Genomic DNA, 17,116 nt, shown 5'->3' with positions numbered 1-17,116 from the left:
ACTTCGTATCTACATACAAATGTGGAAGTGGACATATCTGGCAAATGGTAATTATTATCGAAATACACCCAGTGGATCAGTGGCTGAAATGGGAGTTTTTTGCCTATTGCTGGTTGTTGCGGCGGGGGTGGAGGCACCTAATGGTCCGGGCTGGGTACGCCCGGCGCCCGGCTCCTTGCTGAGCCCGTCGAGTTCGGCCGCGTCCGCCGTACCGGCCCGGTGAAAATTGCGCTGTGCGCGCTCCGGCAGGTGTTCACCACAACGGTCACCCGCACAATCCCGGAGCCGCCCGCGGGGAAAGACCGTGGCCCCGGAGCCCGGGGGCCACGGCCGTTGAGCCGGACGGCTAGGTGATCAAGGGGTGAGGGCGTAGGCCCGGGTGATCGTCTGCTTGACCGTGGTGCCCGCGCGGTCGACGGCGACGGCGCGCAGCGAAACGAAGTCCCCCACCTTGGGGTTGAGCAGGAAACCGGTCCAGGTGCCGTGCGCACCGGGGACGACCGGGATCTGCCGCCAGGTGGCCCCGTCGTCGAACGAGGCCTCCACCCGGAGCGAGCTCACCGCCGCGGCGGGGGCGCCGGGTACGGGCTCGATCCGCATCGGGATCGGGGTCAGGGAGCCGCGCTTGGCCCGGTTGCGGTCGTCCAGGCCCAGCGGGGTGAAGCGCACGGTCGTCAGCGGAAGCGGGGTCGCCCGCTCCGTACGGGCGGAACGGAAGGTCCACGCCGTCTCGGCCGCCGTGGACAGCGAGCCGCTCTCGGGACCCCTGCGGGCGACGGTGGTGAGGGTGTACTCCGCTTCCTCCGGCGCCAGTCGCGTCCGCACGGTGCAGTCGGCCGCGTCCCAGCAGTCGTTGAACTCGGACCTGGCGAGGACCTGGCCGCCTCGGGCCAGGGTGACGGTGCCGCCGACCCCCGCGTCGTACGCCAAACGCCCCGGGGTGCCGTCGGCGAAGAGCGAGAGGGGCGCGTACCGGAGTTCGTCGCCGGTACGGGCGGAGTCGCCGGCTTGCGGGGCGGGCCCGGCGACCGCGTTGTTCCACACCTCGGTGTAGTCCCGCCGCTGCAGGGTCCGTCCGGTGTCCCCAACCGACTGCCACGACTGCCCGTCCATGAAGACGGACTGCCAGGTGAAGCCGGGTCCGGGGGTGCGGTAGTGCGTCACGGTGCTGGGCAGGGACACCTCTGTTTCCCTGTAGTACGCGGCCCTTCCGGCCGGGGACGACAGGATTATCGAGGCGCTTCCCGTGGCGGTGCCGGCGCTGCGGTAGAGGGCGGTGACCTTGGCCAGGTCCGCGGTCCGCGCCGTGTACGCCGGATCCGCGGGGAGTCCCCCGTCGTGGTGCTTGACCAGGTCGTAGCGGTAGGGACTGTACGGCACGCCCTGCTTGTACAGGGTGGTCCACGCGGTGAAGCCGAGCCCGGGCTGCTGCACGGGCAGGACGAAGAACCGGTCGTCGGGTCCGCTGAAGGGGAAGAACAGCTGCTTGGCCCAGGACGCGCCGTTCCGCCGGTTGGCGAGCCACATCTGGAAGAAGTCGGGCACTGCAGTCGGCTCGTCCACCGAGAACCGGATCTCCTTGCGCCTGCGGGTGTCCAGGACCACCGGGGCGGTTCCGGCCGCCACGCGTACCGGGACATGGGCGATGGTGTGGTCCAGAGGCCTGCGACCGATGCTGAACTCGGCGTAGAGGTCCCAGTCTCCCGCGGGAAGCCGGGCGCCGCCCGTACCGTTCCGGATGAGGATCGGCTGCTCCTCACCGGTCGCCAGGTTGTAGGCGTAGGCCGTGCCGTTCCCGGGGCTCCCGTCGGGGGCGACGGCCTCGACGCCCAGACGGTGGGACTCCGGCTCCACGTGGGCGCCCACCGGGGTGCGCACGGAGACCTGTCCCGAACGCGCGACGAGCGTGGCGGCGTGGACCCCGATACCGGCTCCGGCCCGGTCGAAGGTGAGGCTCACCGACGCCTCGCCCCCGGCGGGGACGGTCACCTGCCGGGTGGAAAGCGACAGCAGGCCCTGGGGCGGCGGCGAGCCGGACTTCTCCACGGCCAGGTCCAGGGTGAGTGGTGTGTCGCCGGAGTTGGCGTAGACGACCGTTTTGTTCGCCGGCCCGGTGTTGTGCGGGAGCACCGTGGAGAGGGTGCCGGGGAGGGCGGTGACCGGCTGGGCCACCGCGCGGGCCACGTCGACCCGCCCGGCGCCCTGCTGGAACACCCCGTTGCCGCCGGTGGGCACGGCACTGCCGATCAGCGCGGCTTTGAGCCGCTCGGCGGTCCAGGTGGGGTGGCGCTGGGCGAGGATCGCCGCGGCACCGGTCACGTGCGGCGCGGCCATGGAGGTGCCGCTGCTTGAAACGTAGGGGGCGGCCGGGGGCTGGGTGCCCCTGTCGAGGTTCGCGGCCACGATGTCCACCCCGGGCGCGGTGACGTCGGGCTTGATCGCCTTGTCGCCGGTCCGGGGGCCGGTGCTGGAGAAGTCGGCGAGCCGGTCGCCGGAGTCGACGGCCCCGACGGTCAGCGCGGCGTCGGCGCTTCCGGGGCTGCCGACCGACTGAGGGCCGCCGTTGCCCGCGGCGGCCACGAAAAGGGTGCCGGTCTGCGCGGTGAGCGTGTTGACCGCATGCTCCAGCGGGTCGATCTCCTGGGTGTCGAGATCCCCGAAGCTCATGTTGACGACCTTGGCCTTGACCTCCACGGCGGCCCAGCTCATTCCGGCCAGGATCGCCGAGTCCCGCGGCCCGTGCGGCCCGCCGACCTTCCCGATGAAGAGCCTGGCCCCGTGCGCCACCCCGCGGTACCGGCCTGAGGAGGCCTGTCCGGAGCCGGCGACGATGGACGCGACATGGGTGCCGTGGCCGAGATCGTCGCGGGCGTCGGGGTAGTCGGGGTCGAAGTTCCTGGCCTGGACGACGACGTCCCGCAGGTCGGGGTGGTTCGCGTCGTACCCGCTGTCCAGGACGACCACGTTCACACCGGCGCCGGTGAGGCCCTGGGCCCACGCGGTGGGGGCGCCGATCTGGGCGGTGCTCCGGTCGAGGGCGAACGAGCGCCGCCCGTCGAGCCAGAGCTTGGTGATCCCGCTCGCCAGGGTGCGCGCCCCGGCGCCGGCGCTCAGGCTCCGCCAGGTCTCGGCGGTCGCGGCCTTGGGGATCTCGGCGGCGGTCATGCCGAGTCCGGGAAGGACCTTGCTCTGCTCGGCGGCCTTCAGCTGTGCGGGGGTGCCTTTGCCGGAAGTCTGCGTGATCACCGGGATGTCGTCGCGGTGCGCGTCTCCGTAGTGCCAGGCGAGCAGCCGGGTCACGTCGAAGAGCCGTTCGTCCAGCAGCCCCTGGTCGATCAGCGGCTGCGCGTCGGAGGGCACCACGGACAGCCGGCCGTTGAACCGGCGTTGGCTGAAGGAGACGGTGCGTCCCTTCCCCGGCTCGATGCGGACGTGAGGTGGCTCGTCCGTCTTTGTGCCGGGCAGCACCGTGACCCGGTCACCGGTGATCAGGGTCACCCGGCCGCTCGTGGGGGCAGCGGCAGGAGAGGCTGCTCCGTCGGCGGAACCCGGCCCGCCCGGGTCGGCGTGTACAGGTGGGGGGATCGCCACGGCCCCCATGGCGAACGCCACGGCGAGGGCGGTGACACTGGCTTTCCGTCGCATCGGCACCTTTCGGTCCGGCGGATCGGGGTCTTCCCGTCCGCGTCGGGCGATCAGGCCGGAGTCCGTGAGCGGGATGCCGAGGATCGTCCGGTACGGGCTGCGCCGTCGTGGCCGTGGACGGGGACGTGGCACCTGGTCGATCGCACGGTTCTGCACGGGACGTCGCTCCGGCCCGGTTCGTTCTCGCACCCCCGTCGCGCGAGGCGTGTGTGATCACGCAGGCGACATCATGGCGGAACCAATCACGAAATTTCTAGATATCTAAGAGAAATGCGATATTTATGTATATGAGATAGGGAAACTTTGCAGCGAATCGCATATAAATCGCTATATGGGTGAATTAGGGTAATGGTGCCGTCGAGACGTCGCTCGCATGGGTGACCGCGGTCGGTTGCGGGCCCGGCGTACGCCGTACCGTTCAGGGCGAACGACCCTCCGGCGTCGCAGGGCACGCCGCGGTGCCCCGCACGGGAGGGGCCGTGGCCCCGGGGTCCGGAGCCACGGCCGCTGTTCGGCAGGATCAGATGGTCACGGGGTCAGGGCGTAGGCGCGGGTGACGGTCTGGGTGGCGGTGTTTCCCGCGGTGTCGACGGCGACGGTGCGCAGGGAGACGAAGTCGCCGGCGGTGGGGTTGGGGACGAACGCGGTCCAGCCGCCGACGGCGGGGATGACCAGGACGGGCCGCCAGGTGGTTCCGTCGTCGGTGGAGGCCTCCATTCGCAGTGAGGTGGTCTTGGCCGCGGGTGCGCCGGGGGCGCGTTCGGCGCGCAGGGTGATCGGGGTGAGGGTGCCGTGCCTGGCGCGGTTGGCGGTGTCCAGCCCGTGGGGGGTCTGGCGGACGCTTGTCAGCGGAAGCGGGGTGGCCGTGGTGGTGTGCGCGGAGGTGAAGGTCCACGCCGTTTCGAGTTTGGTGGACAGGGCGCCGACGGACGGGTCCCGCAGGGCGCTGGTGGTGAGGGTGTAGCGGCCGCTGCCGGCGGGGAGTTGGGCGTTGAGGGCGCAGGGGTTTTCCGGCAACCCGGCCCAGCATTCGGTGAACTCGGTCCGGCCCAGGGTCTGGCCGTCCTTGCTGAGGGTGATCGTGCCGGTGACGCCGGCGTCCTCACTGGTCCGGCCGGGTGTGCCGTCGGAGAACAGGGAGTCGGCCGTGTAGCGGAGCGCGTCACCGGTCCGGGCGGATTCCCCGGTTCGGGGGGCCGGTCCGAAGACCGCGTTGTTCCACGTCTCGGTGTAGTCCTTCCGTTCCAGGGTCCGCCAGGAGTCCGAGACGACCTGCCACGATGGGCGTCGGATGAGTGATGAACTCCAGGTGATTCCGTTCCCGGGGGTGCGGTAGTGCGTCACGGTGCCGGGCAGGGGGACGGCACCGTCGAGGGGGAACGCCACGGTTTCGTGGGGTGCCAGCGCGTACATGGCTATCTCGCCTGTGCCGCCTGCGGGCGTGTCGCTCCGGTAGGTGGCGCTGACCTTGGCCAGTTCCGCGGTTCTGGCCGCCAGGACGGGATTCTCCGGCAGGCCGGCGCGGTGGTACTGGACCAAGTCGTACCGGTAGGGGCTGGGAGTCACGCCCTGCTTGTGGAACATCGTCCGGGCGCTGAAGCCGAGCCCGGGCCGACGGGTCGGCACGACGTAGGCTCCGCCGCCGGGTCTGTCGTTCCCGATCCCGTAGTACGCCTCCCACGATCTGCCGTTCTGCCGGTCGACGAAGGATACGGCGACACGCCCTCTCGGGACGGCGGTCGGCTCGTCGACCGAGAACGTGACCCGTTTGCCCGGGCGCGCGTCCAGGACCAGAGGAGGGCCGCCCCGGGTGACGCGAAGGGGGAGGTGCGTGAAGGTGAAACGGCGGTCCGAGGCACCGCGGATCACGCCCAGGACGTTCCACTCACCGACGGGAAGCCGGACCGTGAGCCGGCCGCTCGCGTCGGTGTACGCGGTCATCCTGGTGTCAGAGTTGAGATCGTAGATCGTGACTTCGGCCTCCCCCGGGCCGCCGTCCTGGCCGACTGCCTCGAACACCTGGTCGTGGGATTCGGGTTCGACGTGGGCGCCGATCGGGGTCCGTACCGTGGTCTGCCCGGATCGGGCCACGAGCAGGGCGGCGTAGGCGCCGGTGGGGATCCCGGTCGGGTTCAGGGTCAGGGTGACCGGGGCCTGGCCGCCGGCGGGGACGGTCACCTGCCGGGCCGGCAGCGTGATCAGCCCCTGCGGCGGTGCCTCGCCCGGTGCCTCCAGGGTCAGGTCGAGGGTGAGGGGCGTGGTGCCGGTGTTGTGGTAGGCGACGGTCTTGGTGGCCGGTTCGGTGTGCGGCCACGGCAGGGTGGCGGAGAGTGTGCCGGGCGAGGTGGTCACCGGCTGGGCGATCGCGCGGGCCACGTCGGCCCGTCCGGCGCCCTGGGCGAAGACCCCGGTGCCCGTGGTGGGTTCGGCGCTGCCGATGAGGGTGGCCTTGAGCTGCTCGGCGGTCCAGGTGGGGTGGCGCTGGGCCAGGATCGCCGCGGCTCCGGCCACATGAGGGGCAGCCATCGAGGTGCCTTGGTAGGCGATGTACGGGCCGGGGGCCGTGCCCGCCGCCGCGGCGGCCGTGATGCCGACACCCGGGGCGGTGATGTCGGGCTTGACCGCCTTGTCCCAGCTGCGCGGCCCGGTGCTGGAGAATCCTGCGAGCCGGTCGCCGGAGTCGACGGCACCCACGGTGAGCGCGGCGTCGGCGCTCCCCGGGCTGCCGACCGACTGAGGACCTTCGTTGCCCGCTGCGACGACGAACAGGGTGCCGTGCTGGGCGGAGAGGGTGTTGACCGCGTGCTCCAGCGGGTCGATCTCCGGCCCGTCGTAGCCGCCGAGGCTCATGTTGACCACTTTGGCGCGGACCTCGGTGGCGGCCCAGGTCATCCCGGCCAGGATGGCCGAATCGGAGAGGAAGTAATCGCCGACCTTGCCGACGGCGAGTTTGGCGCCGGGGGCGGCCCCCTTGTGCCGGCCGCCGGAGGCCTGGCCGGATCCGGCGATGGTCGAGGCGACGTGGGTGCCGTGCCCGTTCCGGTCCACGGCGTCGGTGGAGTCGGGGTCGAAGTTCCTGGCCTGGACGACGGCGTCGCGCAGGTCGGGGTGGGTCGGGTCGTAGCCGGTGTCCAGGACCGCGACGGTGACCCCTTCGCCGGTGAGGCCTTGGGCCCAGGCGGTGGGGGCGCCGATCTGCGGCACGCTGCGGTCTAGGACGGGCTCCCGTTTACCGTCCAGCCAGAGCTTGGTGACGCCGCCCGCCAGGGTCTTGGCGGTGGCGGGGCCGGCGGCCAGGCTCGCCCAGGTCCGGTCCGTCTGTGTTTTGGGCAGCCGGGAGGCGGTGAGGCCCAGCCCGGTGAAGGATTTCGCGCCTTCTGCCGCGGTCAGCCGCGGGGTGGCTTTGCCGGGGAGGGCCTGGGAGATCACGGGGATGTCGTCCCGCCGGTCGTCGCCGTATCCCCAGGCGAGCAGCTGGGTGACGTTGAACAGCCGTGGATCCAGCAGGCCGCGGCCGATCAGCGGCAGGGCGTCGGAGGGGATCACGTGCAGGTGGCCGTCCCGCCACCGCTGGGTGAAGGAGACCTCGCGGCCCTTACCCGGTTTGATCTCCGCATGGGGTGGCCTGTCCGCGGGGCCGGGCCGGACGGTCACCGTGTCCCCGGTGACCAGGGTGACGTTCCCGTGCCTGGGAGCGCCGGCCGGTTGCCCGGAGCCGGAAGAAGTGCCCGGGTTCCCTGAGCCGGTGGTGGGGGATGGGCTCGGCGTGGCGGGGCCGGAGCCGGGAGCCGAGGGCGTGCCCGGTTTGCCGGGGTCGGCGTGTGCTGAGGGGAGCGGTGCGGTGACCGCGCTAGCCGTGAGTACCACGGCAAGCACGGCTATGCCTGCTTTGTATGTCATCGGTGCCTTTCGGCCGGGCGGATGGGGACCGTCCCCGTCCGCGTGGGCGACCGAGCCGGAGCACGCCGGGTGAGACCTCGCCGATCGTCGGGTACGGGCGGAGCCGTCGAGGCCGGTGACGGGGTACCGGCACCTGGTCGATCACAAGGTCCCGCCCGGAGCATCACTCCGGCCTCGGTCGCTCTCGCACCCCCGTCGCGCGAGGCGTGTTGATCACGCGGTAGGCATCATGGCGGAAGCGACCCCATCAAATTGGGATAGTTCAAAAAGAATCCGGAAGTTTTTTGATCTGAGATATGAGAGTTGTATATAAAGTCATATAAAGACGCGAATGTTCCGATCGGTGGTGTGGAGCAGGGGAGTCGCTCGAGTGGCGCACGCGTGCGGGTGCTCACTGTTTAGAGCGGTTAATCTAATTTGCGGCCAGGCGTGGATCGGCTGTCCGCGGGTTCCGTCGCTCCCCGGGTGGGCGTAGCGTGCACAGCGTGGATGAGGACGTACTTGAGTGGCGGGTCGCCCGAAAGATGATCTACGGCAAGGCGGTGCTCTCCGTGCTCTTCGCCGTGGCCGCCGGATTCAGCCCCGACCCGTTTGGGACGCTGCTGGCCGCGGTGGCCGCGATCGGGGTCGGCGCGCTGGCGGTCCGTGACGTCGTGGCGCCGGTCCGGCTCGCCGTCGACGGGGAGGGGCTGACCGTGGTCCGCGGGTTCGCCGGTCGGCGGCGGATCGCCTGGGACCAGGTCAAGCGCATTCGGGTGGACGTGGTCCGCAGGCACGGTCTCCGCTCCGAGCTGCTGGAGATCGACACAGGTGACGACGTGCACTTCCTCGGCAAACACGAGCTTGACGCACCGTGCGGGGAGGTGGCCGAGACCCTGCGGACGATCCATGAGTCCCGCTGATCGGCGGGTGGCGGACCCGATCGGGGAGCTGAAAACGGGTGGACTCCGTCGACGCCAGCGATGACCATGGTGACATGTCCGTGCTTAAGGAGGTTGTCTTCGGCGCAGAACATCCCGCCGTCGATCCCGCGACCATCGTTCCCGTGTCCGTCAATCTGGACAGCTCAGACTCGCACTCCGATGTGATCGACGCGCTGGCGATCTCCTCCTTCGTCGTCGGCGACCAGCCCTGGACCCGATCGGTACGGCTGGAACGGGTCCGGCCGGAGGCCCCTTTGCACCCCGACGAGGCGCGGTTGCTCCGCGCGGTCACCGAGGTCGGCAAGCGGCAGGTCCACCTGTACTCCGGCGACGGGTGGACGTTGCGGGTCCGGCGCTGGCCGGCCGACAACCAGGCGTTTCTCACGGTCACGGCGATCAGCGACGAACTGTCGAAGGACGTCATCGAGCGCTGCGTCAAGGATGCGGTCGACCCGGAATCGGACGAGGCGGACCAGGTCGACATGGGATTCTGGTATCTCGGCCAGCACGGCGGCTACCGGAACGAGCGTCCGATCACGACGCCGCCGTGGGAGACGATCCGCGGGAACTACACGGCCGCGGCCGCCGCCGAACTCGACCGCCTCATGGCGATGACACCGGAGTCGATCACCGGACGGCTGATCCTCATGCACGGACCCCCGGGGACGGGCAAGACCACCGCGCTGCGGTCCCTGGCCAAGGCCTGGGCGAAATGGTGCCAGGTCGACTGTGTGCTCGACCCCGACCAGCTCTTCGGCGCACCCGGCTACCTGATGGAGGTCGCCGTCGGCGAGTCGGGAGACGAGGGCGAGAAGCGCTGGCGGCTGCTGATCCTGGAGGACTGCGACGAGCTGATCCACGGAGAGGCCAAGCATGCGGTGGGGCAGGGGCTCGCCCGGCTGCTCAACCTCACCGACGGACTGCTCGGACAGGGCAGGGACGTGCTGGTGGCGATCACGACCAACGAGAGCCTCAACCGCCTCCACCCGGCCGTGGTCCGCCCCGGCCGATGCCTCGCCCAGATCCCGGTGGGCGCGCTCACCCAGACCGAGGCCGCCGCCTGGCTCACCGAGAACCCGGCCGAGGACGCGGACCGGCGTGCCGCGATCAGCCGGATCGAGCCGTCCGGGGCGACCCTGGCGACCCTCTACGCCTTGCGCGGCGGCCACCTCCACGCAGCCTCCCAGGAGCCGTCCGAGGGAGAGGGCTTCTACCTCTAGTCCCCGCCCACGCCCGTGGTGTGCCGGCACACCACGGGCCACCTGAACCACGGTCCGGTACGGGCTGCGCCCGGACCCGCCGAGGGCGGTACGCCCGCGCCGCCTCCGGCCGTACCCGGCTCGATCGTCAGGCGGGGACCGTCGCGGCCGAGGCCGTCGCAGGCCGTACCGGCAGGGCGTCCGCGGGGTTCCCGGAACGCCGGGAGGGCGATGCCGCGCCGCACGGCGGAGGCGCCCGGGCGGGGTCCGCCCGCGAGTAGGCTGGGGTTCGGTCACGGGGGTCGTGGCGGTACGGCGGCGGTGAGGGAAGGGCCGCGCGGCGACGCGTGGCGCGATTATTTTGATCTTGATGTCGTTCGCCGGGACGGCCCCGATGCCCGATACTTTGTCGAACATCTCCTCGGCCGAAGGGACGGGACAAACCTTGCCGGATGCGACGCTGCACGAGCACACGCTCGACAACGGCCTGCGGGTCGTGGTTCGAGAGGATCACATGGCCCCGCTGGTCGCCGTCAACCTCTGGTACTCGGTGGGGTCCAGGCACGAGCGTCCCGGCAGGACCGGGCTGGCGCATCTGTTCGAGCACCTGATGTTCCAAGGCTCGGCGAACGTGGCCGAGGGGGAGCACGCCGCGCTCATGCAGGACGCGGGGGCCCAGTTCAACGCGACCACCTCGTTCGAGCGGACCAACTACTTCGAGACCCTGCCGACCAGCCACTTCGAGCTGGCGCTCTGGCTGGAGGCCGACCGCATGGGCACGCTCCCGAGCGCGCTCACCCAGGTCAACCTGGACAACCAGCGGGACGTGGTGAAGAACGAGCGCCGCCAGCGGTACGACAACGTTCCGTACGGCACGGCGGTGGAACGCCTCTTCGCCCTGGCCTTCCCCGAGGGCCACCCGTACGCGCACACCCCGATCGGCTCCATGGCCGACCTGGAGGCGGCGACCCTGGACGACTGCCGGGACTTCTTCACCGCCTACTACGCGCCGGACAACGCCGTGATCTCGATCGTCGGCGACGTCGACGGTGCCAAGGCCTTCGCCGAGGTGGAGCGGTACTTCGGGCACCTGGGCAAAGGCCCCGGCGTGCCCGCGGCGCGGAACGGGCACGCCGGCCCGCTTCCCGAGCAGCTCCGCCGGGAGGTCGCCGAGGCGGTGCCCGCCCCGGCGCTCTTCGGGCTCTTCCGCCTGCCCGCCGACGGAACCCGCGAGATGGAGGCGATCGACCTGGCCATCGGGATCCTCGGCTCCGGGACGAGCTGCCGCCTCTACGAGCGGCTGGTCCGGCAGGATCAGCTGGTCACCGAGATGTGGTTCGGGACCGACCGGTTCGCCTCGGGGGACTCGGTGGCGCTGCTGCAGCTCGTCGCGGCCTCCGGCGCCGACCTCGCCAGGATCGAGGAGGTCTTCGACGCCGAGCTCGCCGCCTTCGTCTCCGGCGGCCCGACGGCCGCCGAGGTGGAGCGGGTCCTGGCGCAGACCGAGCGGAGTTTCCTCAACCAGACGGCGACCGTGACCGGTCTCGCCGACGAGATCTCCATGCAGACCACGCTCTTCGGGGACCCCGGCCGGGTGTTCACCACGGTGGAGCGGGTCACCTCGATCACCGTCGAGGAGGTCGTCGCCGCGGCGCGCACCTACCTCGCCCCGCAGAACCGGGCGGTCCTGTCCTACCGGCCCGAGTCCTGAGCCGGTGCGCCGCCACGTCATCCGCCCGCAAACCCCGCCGCCGGCGCCAGCGAAAGGTTGATCTGTGAGTTTTCCGCCTCGCCCCGTTCCAGGACCGCCCGCGGTCTGGAGTTTCCCGCCCGCCGTGCGCAGCGAGCTGCCGGGTGGGCTGATCGGGCTCACCTGTCACCTGCCCGGCCGTGAGCTCGCCTCGGCGCAGCTGGTGCTCGACGCGGGTGCCGGGAGGGAGCCCGACGGGCTCGCGGGCACCGCGACGATCGTCGCGCGGGTGCTCACCGAGGGGACGGCCCAGCTGAACGCGACCGAGTTCGCGAACAAGCTGGAGAGCATGGGGGCCACGCTTTCGGCGGTGGCCGACCTCTCCTCGCTCCGGCTGGTCCTGGACGCCCCGGTGCGGCGGCTCCCCGCCGCGGTGGAGCTCCTCGCCGAGGCGGCGGGGTCCCCCGCGCTGGACGAGGGGGAGATCGCCCGGCTCCGCCGGGAGCGGCTGGACGAGATCCGGCTGGAGAACGCCGACGCGAGCCATCGGGCCCGGGTCGCGCTCCGCGCCGCCCTCTACGACTCCGCCGACCGGGCGTCCCTGCCGACCGCGGGCACCGTCGAGACCGTGACCGGGATCGACGCCGCGGCCGTGCGCTCCTTCTACCGCGACACCTTCGGCACGGGCACCCTGGTGCTGGCCGGGGACGTGACCGACGCGCATACCACGCTCGCCAAGGCCTTCTCCGGCTGGCAGGCCGCGGCCGAGCCGAGCACGCCCGCCGAGCCGCGGTTCACCCGCGGTCCCCGGCTGGTCATCGTGCACCGGCCCGACTCGGTGCAGACCCAGCTCTCCATCGCGCATCCGGCGCCCGGCCGCGACCACGGGGACTGGGCGGCGCTCAACATCGCCGCGTACGTGATGGGCGGCGGGCTCAACTCGCGGCTCAACGCGGTGCTCCGGGAGGAGAAGGGGTACACCTACGGCTTCTACGCCGGGATGCAGTCGCTGCGCCGCCACGGCCTGCTCATCGTGGAGGGCGCGGTCCACACCGAGGTGACCGGTCCCGCGCTCGCCGACACGATCGCCGAGATCCGCAAGCTGGTGACCGGCGGGCCGACCGCCGAGGAGACCGCGTCCGCCGTACGGGCCCTGGCGGACGCCGCGCCCGCGCGGTTCGAGACGGCGCACCGCATCGTGGCCGAGCTCGCCTCCGCGGTGGCGGGGGGGCTCCCCGTGGAGTACCCGTCGTCGTACTTGGCGGCGTTGCGCGTGGTGGACGCGCAGCGGGCCGGGGCGGCGCTCGCCGGTCAGGTGGACCCGGACGGGCTCACCGTGGTGGCGGTCGGCGACGCGGATCGGATCCGGGAGCCGATCGAGGCCCTCGGCCTCGCCGACGTGGAGATCGTCGAGGACTGAGAACCCTCCGGTACGACCTGCCGACGCCCCGCGCCCCCGGTGAGGGGGCGCGGGGCACCGGTTAGCAGTTGCAGTTGCAGTCGCAGCAGTTGCCGTCGCACCCGCACCCGTCTCCGCAGTTGCCGCTGCCTTTGCGCTTCCCCTTCTTCTTGCCCTTCGGCTTGCGCGCGACCCCGGCGCAGCCGCCCGGCGTGGCGGACAGGCAGCCGAGGCCGGGGCCCGGAACGTTCCCCGGGACGTGCAACGCCTGCGGGTCGTGGGCGGCGGCGAAGACCCGGTCGACCGACTCGCCGACCTCCCGGACCAGCAGCGCCGTGGTCAGCCGGGAATCCTCCAGGTCGAGGTCGGCCACGGCCAGGCGCAGTCCGGCCAGCGCGTCGTCGCAGTGGCGCCGGGCCCGCGCGAGATCGGTGCCGGTGGCGGTCAGGGGGTTGAAGGCGCCGCGGGACCGGTCGTCGTGGAGGTCTTCGACGGCGTCGAGGAGGTGGGCCAGGCGGCCGAAGTGGCGTCCGGCCTCGGCGAGCGACTCGGCGTTGTGCGGTTTGCCGGCCAGGGCCGCGGTGTGCGCGAACGCGGCGGCGACCGCGGTCTCGGTGGGCTCGGTGAGGTCGAGCAGCCCTCGATCGGTGTCGCGCTCCAGGTCGGCCTGGCGCCCGATCGCCTCGGTGAGGACGGCGGTGTCGAAGCCGATCAGCCGTCCCGTCCGGGCACCCGCGTCCGCCCAGCGCCCCGCGACCAGGCCCGCGACGTGCCCCGCCGGGACCCGCCGGGCGAAGACGCCGTCCCGGTCCTGCACGTGGTCGCGCATCTTTCCGGCGGCGAGCACGAGCGAGACCGAGGCGGCGAGCCGGGCGCCTTCGCTCCGGGCGTCCACCACGTCGGCTCCCCGGAAGCCGCGCAGCGCGCAGGGGGCCGCCCTGCGGTGCGGGGAACGGCCGGCGGACTGCGCCTCCAGCAGGACGGAGACCAGAAGACCGTCGTAGTTCGTCACGAGTCGTGCGGCGTGCCCGTGCTCGTCACGCAGCGTCAGACACAGACCGCAGAGGTGCGCCAGCCAGGCGGCGTGCAGGTTTCCGCACAGCCGATGGCGGCACGGGCGAACAATCCCAAACATCCCACTCCTCACTCGTAACTCCCCCGAGATGGTAGAGGGGACCGGCGACCGGTACCGAACCATGTTCCGTTCTTCGGGCCGTACGGCCGCCGTCGCGGGGTCCGGGTCCGCCGCCGACATCGGGTTCCAAGTGATCTGCAAGCGTCGCCAGATATTTCTGGACAGGTACAGAGGCAAAGGAACGTGTCGGGAGTTTTGGTATGCATAGCGGTCTGCGGGTTCTGCTGGCTCTCACCGGTGCGACGGTGCTCGCCCTCGGGGGTGCGACCGCGGTCTCGGCGGCCCCGGCCGCGGCGACGGAGTGGAAGTGGGGCCCGATCCGTTCGGCCGACGGCCTGGCCAAGGCCAAGGGGAAGGTCTTCGTCGGCCAGAACGGGTACGCGATCTCCGGCACGGTGACCGACACCCGGGGGCCGGGCTGTGCCTGGCTGCGTGTCCGCTACCAGAGCTCGACCAACGGACGCTGGCGCACCGTGTCCTTCTACAACTGCGTCCCCGGGTCCGGGACGTTCCGCAAGGAGCTCGGCGGCGTCCTCCAGGTGAAGGCGCAGACCTGCCGCGGGAACTCCGACCGCTCGACCGGTTCCTGCTCCCGAGCCAAGACCGTCTACACCCAGGGAAGCTGATCCCCCCCGCCTGGCCGTATCCGGCACTGGGAACGGGTACGGCCAAGGCACCCCGGATCCCGCGGCGCCGTACCCTCACGGAGGGCGACGGCGCCGCGGGGTCCGGCTCAGGGCCGGTAGGTGGGGAGGAACTCGCCGATCCGGCCGATCGCCTCCTCCAGGTCGTCCGCGTGCTGCAGCATGACCAGCCGGAAATGGTCGGGGCGCGGCCAGTTGAACCCGCTGCCCTGGACGATGAGGATGCGCTGCCGCTCCAGGAGCTCCAGCGCGAAGTGCACGTCGTCGGCGACCGGGTACCTCTCCAGGTCCAGCCGGGGGAAGAGGTACAGGGCGCCGGCCGGCTTGACGCAGCTCACGCCGGGGATCTGATTGATCATCTTCCAGGCGCGGTCCCGCTGCTCGTACAGGCGCCCGCCGGGCCGTACCAGCTCCTCGATGCTCTGCCGTCCGCCGAGCGCGGCCTGGATCGCGTGCTGGCCGGGCACGTTCGGGCACAGCCGCATGTTGGCGAGGATGTCCAGGCCCTCGATGTAGGACACGGCGTGCTCCCGCGGCCCGGAGATGACCATCCAGCCCGAGCGGTAGCCGCAGACCCGATAGGTCTTGGACAGCCCGGAGAAGGTAAGGCAGAGCAGGTCGGGGGCGATCGAGGCGATCGAGACGTGCTCGGCGTCGTCGTAGAGGATCCGGTCGTAGATCTCGTCGGCGAACACGATCAGGTTGTGGCGCCGGGCGAGTTCGGCGAGCCGGCCGAGGAACTCGCGGGGATAGACCGCGCCGGTCGGGTTGTTCGGATTGATGATCACGAGGGCTTTGGTGTGCGCGTTGATCCTGGACTCCAGTTCGTCCAGGTCCGGGGCCCACCCGCTCTCCTCGTCGCAGCGGTAGTGGACCGGGGTACCCCCGCTGAGCGAGACCGCCGCGGTCCACAGCGGGTAGTCGGGCGCCGGGATCAGCACCTCGTCGCCGTTGTCGAGCAGGGCCTGCAGCGCCATCACGATCAGCTCGGAGACGCCGTTGCCGAGGTAGACGTCCTCCACGTCCAGGTCCGTGACGCCGCCGCGCTCGTAGTGCTGCACCACGGCCCGGCGCGCGGAGAGCAGGCCCTTGGAGTCGCCGTACCCGTGGGAGTCCGGCAGATTCCGGATCATGTCCTGGAGGATCTCCTCCGGGGCCTCGAAACCGAACGGGGCCGGATTGCCGATGTGCAGCTTGAGAATCCGGTGTCCTTCGGCCTCCATCTGCGCCGCCCGCTTGAGCACCGGGCCACGGATGTCGTAACAGACGTTGGCTAACTTCTTCGACTGGCGCACCTGCATGAGGAACACCTTAGTGTCGCCCTCGTCCTCCCTGACGCCGCGGTCGGCGATGCCGTTCACCGCGCCGCGACTACCGTACGGCGGCCCGGGGCGGGCGCGGCGGACCGTCCAGGCGAGAATGTCCTAGGCGGGTGGCAGCATTCGGGGCGGGATACGTGACCCGCAATCGAAGGGAGCCGCACATGGGCGGCACGCTCCTCGCGATCGGTACCCGCAAGGGCCTGTTCCTCGCCCGCTCCGTGGGCTCGGGCCCGTTCGAGGTGGAACCGGTCGTGTTCTCCACCGTCGGGGTGCACTCCGTGGCGATCGACGTCCGGGGACCGTCGCCCCGGATCCTCGCCGGGATCGAGTACGGTCACTTCGGCCCGTCGGTCATGTGGTCCGACGACCTTGGGGCGCACTGGGAGGAAGCCCGCCGGGCGCCCATCGTGTTCCCCGAGAAGAGCGGCGCCACCCTCACCCGAGTCTGGCAGCTCCAGCCCTCCCCGTCCGAGCCGGATGTGGTCTGGGCCGGGGCCGAACCGGCCGCCCTCTTCCGTTCGGAGGATCGAGGGACCACGTTCACCCTGACGGAGGGGTTGTGGAACCATCCCCACCGGCCCGAGTGGGCGCCCGGCGGAGGCGGGCTCTGCCTACACACCGTGATCGGGCACCCGGGCGATCCGAAGGTCATGGGGATCGCGGTCTCGGCCGCCGGCTTCTACCGCACCGGGGACGGCGGGGCCTCGTGGGAGGCCGCCAACACCGGGATCCGCGCGCCGTTCCTGCCGGAGGGGGCGCAGTTTCCGGAGTTCGGGCAGTGCGTCCACAAGGTGGCGATGCACCCCGCCCGTCCGGAGCGGCTCTACCTGCAGCACCACTTCGGCGTCTACCGCAGCGACGACTTCGGCGGATCCTGGACCTCCATCGGGGACACCCTCCCCTCCGACTTCGGTTTCCCGATCGCCGTGCATCCGGACAGGCCCGACACCCTCTACGTCTTCCCCCTTCACGCGGACCTGGACCGCACCCCGGTGGGGCGCCGCTGCCGGGTGTTCCGCACCGACGACGCCGGTGCCTCGTGGCACGCCTTCGGCGCGGGGCTGCCGGACGGGCCCGTCCACGCCGCCGTGCTCCGCGACGCGCTGCAGGCCTCGGAGGCGGGTGTCTTCTTCGGGACCAGGGACGGCGAGGTGTACGGCTCCCGCGACGACGGGGAGAGCTGGTTCACCGTCGCGCGGCACCTGCCCGACGTGCTCGCCGTCCGCGCCGCGGTGGTGTGAGGCGGGCGCCGCGCCTGC

At 71.4% G+C, this 17,116-nt stretch carries 10 protein-coding genes; 6 read left to right on the top strand and 4 right to left on the bottom strand.

Features of this window, described 5'->3' with window-relative positions; translation table 11 throughout:
- Nucleotides 1–354 precede the first annotated feature (354 nt).
- Nucleotides 355–3,645, bottom strand: coding sequence for a S8 family serine peptidase (locus tag RUR_RS21395; protein ID WP_283136880.1), 3,291 nt, complete (start codon nucleotides 3,643–3,645; stop codon nucleotides 355–357).
- Nucleotides 3,646–4,173: 528 nt separating this feature from the next.
- Nucleotides 4,174–7,521: a S8 family serine peptidase gene (locus RUR_RS21390; protein ID WP_283136879.1), complete on the bottom strand. Its 3,348-nt coding sequence runs from the start codon at nucleotides 7,519–7,521 to the stop codon at nucleotides 4,174–4,176.
- 509 nt (nucleotides 7,522–8,030) lie between these two features.
- Between RUR_RS21390 and RUR_RS21385 the strand changes: the two genes are divergently transcribed.
- The 4 genes from RUR_RS21385 (at nucleotide 8,031) to RUR_RS21370 (ending at nucleotide 12,777) form a co-directional block, all read left to right on the top strand.
- Complete coding sequence (locus RUR_RS21385) at nucleotides 8,031–8,447, top strand: PH domain-containing protein (protein ID WP_283136878.1); 417 nt, start codon at nucleotides 8,031–8,033, stop codon at nucleotides 8,445–8,447.
- A gap of 74 nt (nucleotides 8,448–8,521) precedes the next feature.
- Entirely contained in the window at nucleotides 8,522–9,688 is a 1,167-nt protein-coding gene (locus RUR_RS21380) for a DUF5925 domain-containing protein (RefSeq protein ID WP_283136877.1), read from the top strand.
- A 424-nt stretch (nucleotides 9,689–10,112) separates the two neighbouring features.
- A complete protein-coding gene (locus RUR_RS21375; protein WP_283136876.1) occupies nucleotides 10,113–11,378 on the top strand; it encodes a M16 family metallopeptidase in 1,266 nt (421 codons plus the stop codon).
- Nucleotides 11,379–11,442: 64 nt separating this feature from the next.
- Nucleotides 11,443–12,777, top strand: coding sequence for a M16 family metallopeptidase (locus tag RUR_RS21370; RefSeq protein WP_283136875.1), 1,335 nt, complete (start codon nucleotides 11,443–11,445; stop codon nucleotides 12,775–12,777).
- Nucleotides 12,778–12,838: 61 nt separating this feature from the next.
- Here RUR_RS21370 and RUR_RS21365 read toward each other — a convergent pair whose 3' ends face one another.
- The gene (locus RUR_RS21365; protein WP_283136874.1) at nucleotides 12,839–13,891 is read right to left on the bottom strand and encodes a DUF5685 family protein; all 1,053 of its coding nucleotides are present in this window, start codon (nucleotides 13,889–13,891) and stop codon (nucleotides 12,839–12,841) included.
- 200 nt (nucleotides 13,892–14,091) lie between these two features.
- On the opposite strand from RUR_RS21365, the gene RUR_RS21360 reads away from it, so the two are divergent.
- A complete protein-coding gene (locus tag RUR_RS21360; protein ID WP_283136873.1) occupies nucleotides 14,092–14,517 on the top strand; it encodes a hypothetical protein in 426 nt (141 codons plus the stop codon).
- 107 nt (nucleotides 14,518–14,624) lie between these two features.
- Here RUR_RS21360 and RUR_RS21355 read toward each other — a convergent pair whose 3' ends face one another.
- Entirely contained in the window at nucleotides 14,625–15,896 is a 1,272-nt protein-coding gene (locus RUR_RS21355) for a pyridoxal phosphate-dependent aminotransferase (protein WP_283136872.1), read from the bottom strand.
- 122 nt (nucleotides 15,897–16,018) lie between these two features.
- On the opposite strand from RUR_RS21355, the gene RUR_RS21350 reads away from it, so the two are divergent.
- On the top strand, nucleotides 16,019–17,098 hold the full coding sequence (locus RUR_RS21350) for a WD40/YVTN/BNR-like repeat-containing protein (protein WP_283136871.1): 1,080 nt from the start codon (nucleotides 16,019–16,021) through the stop codon (nucleotides 17,096–17,098).
- Nucleotides 17,099–17,116: the final 18 nt, after the last annotated feature.

It is taken from the genome of Rhizohabitans arisaemae (assembly GCF_025996515.1).
Lineage (GTDB): Bacteria > Actinomycetota > Actinomycetes > Streptosporangiales > Streptosporangiaceae > Rhizohabitans > Rhizohabitans arisaemae.
Note: the sequence above shows the minus strand (reverse complement) of the source record. Positions and strands in the feature narration are given on the sequence as shown.

Excerpts from the sequence above, each read along its gene's own strand:
- RUR_RS21395 (WP_283136880.1), bottom strand. The coding sequence starts at position 3,645 with ATGCGACGGAAAGCCAGTGTCACCGCCCTCGCCGTGGCGTTCGCCATG.
- RUR_RS21380 (WP_283136877.1), top strand. The coding sequence starts at position 8,522 with ATGTCCGTGCTTAAGGAGGTTGTCTTCGGCGCAGAACATCCCGCCGTC.
- RUR_RS21365 (WP_283136874.1), bottom strand. The coding sequence starts at position 13,891 with ATGTTTGGGATTGTTCGCCCGTGCCGCCATCGGCTGTGCGGAAACCTG.
- RUR_RS21360 (WP_283136873.1), top strand. The coding sequence starts at position 14,092 with ATGCATAGCGGTCTGCGGGTTCTGCTGGCTCTCACCGGTGCGACGGTG.
- RUR_RS21350 (WP_283136871.1), top strand. The coding sequence starts at position 16,019 with ATGGGCGGCACGCTCCTCGCGATCGGTACCCGCAAGGGCCTGTTCCTC.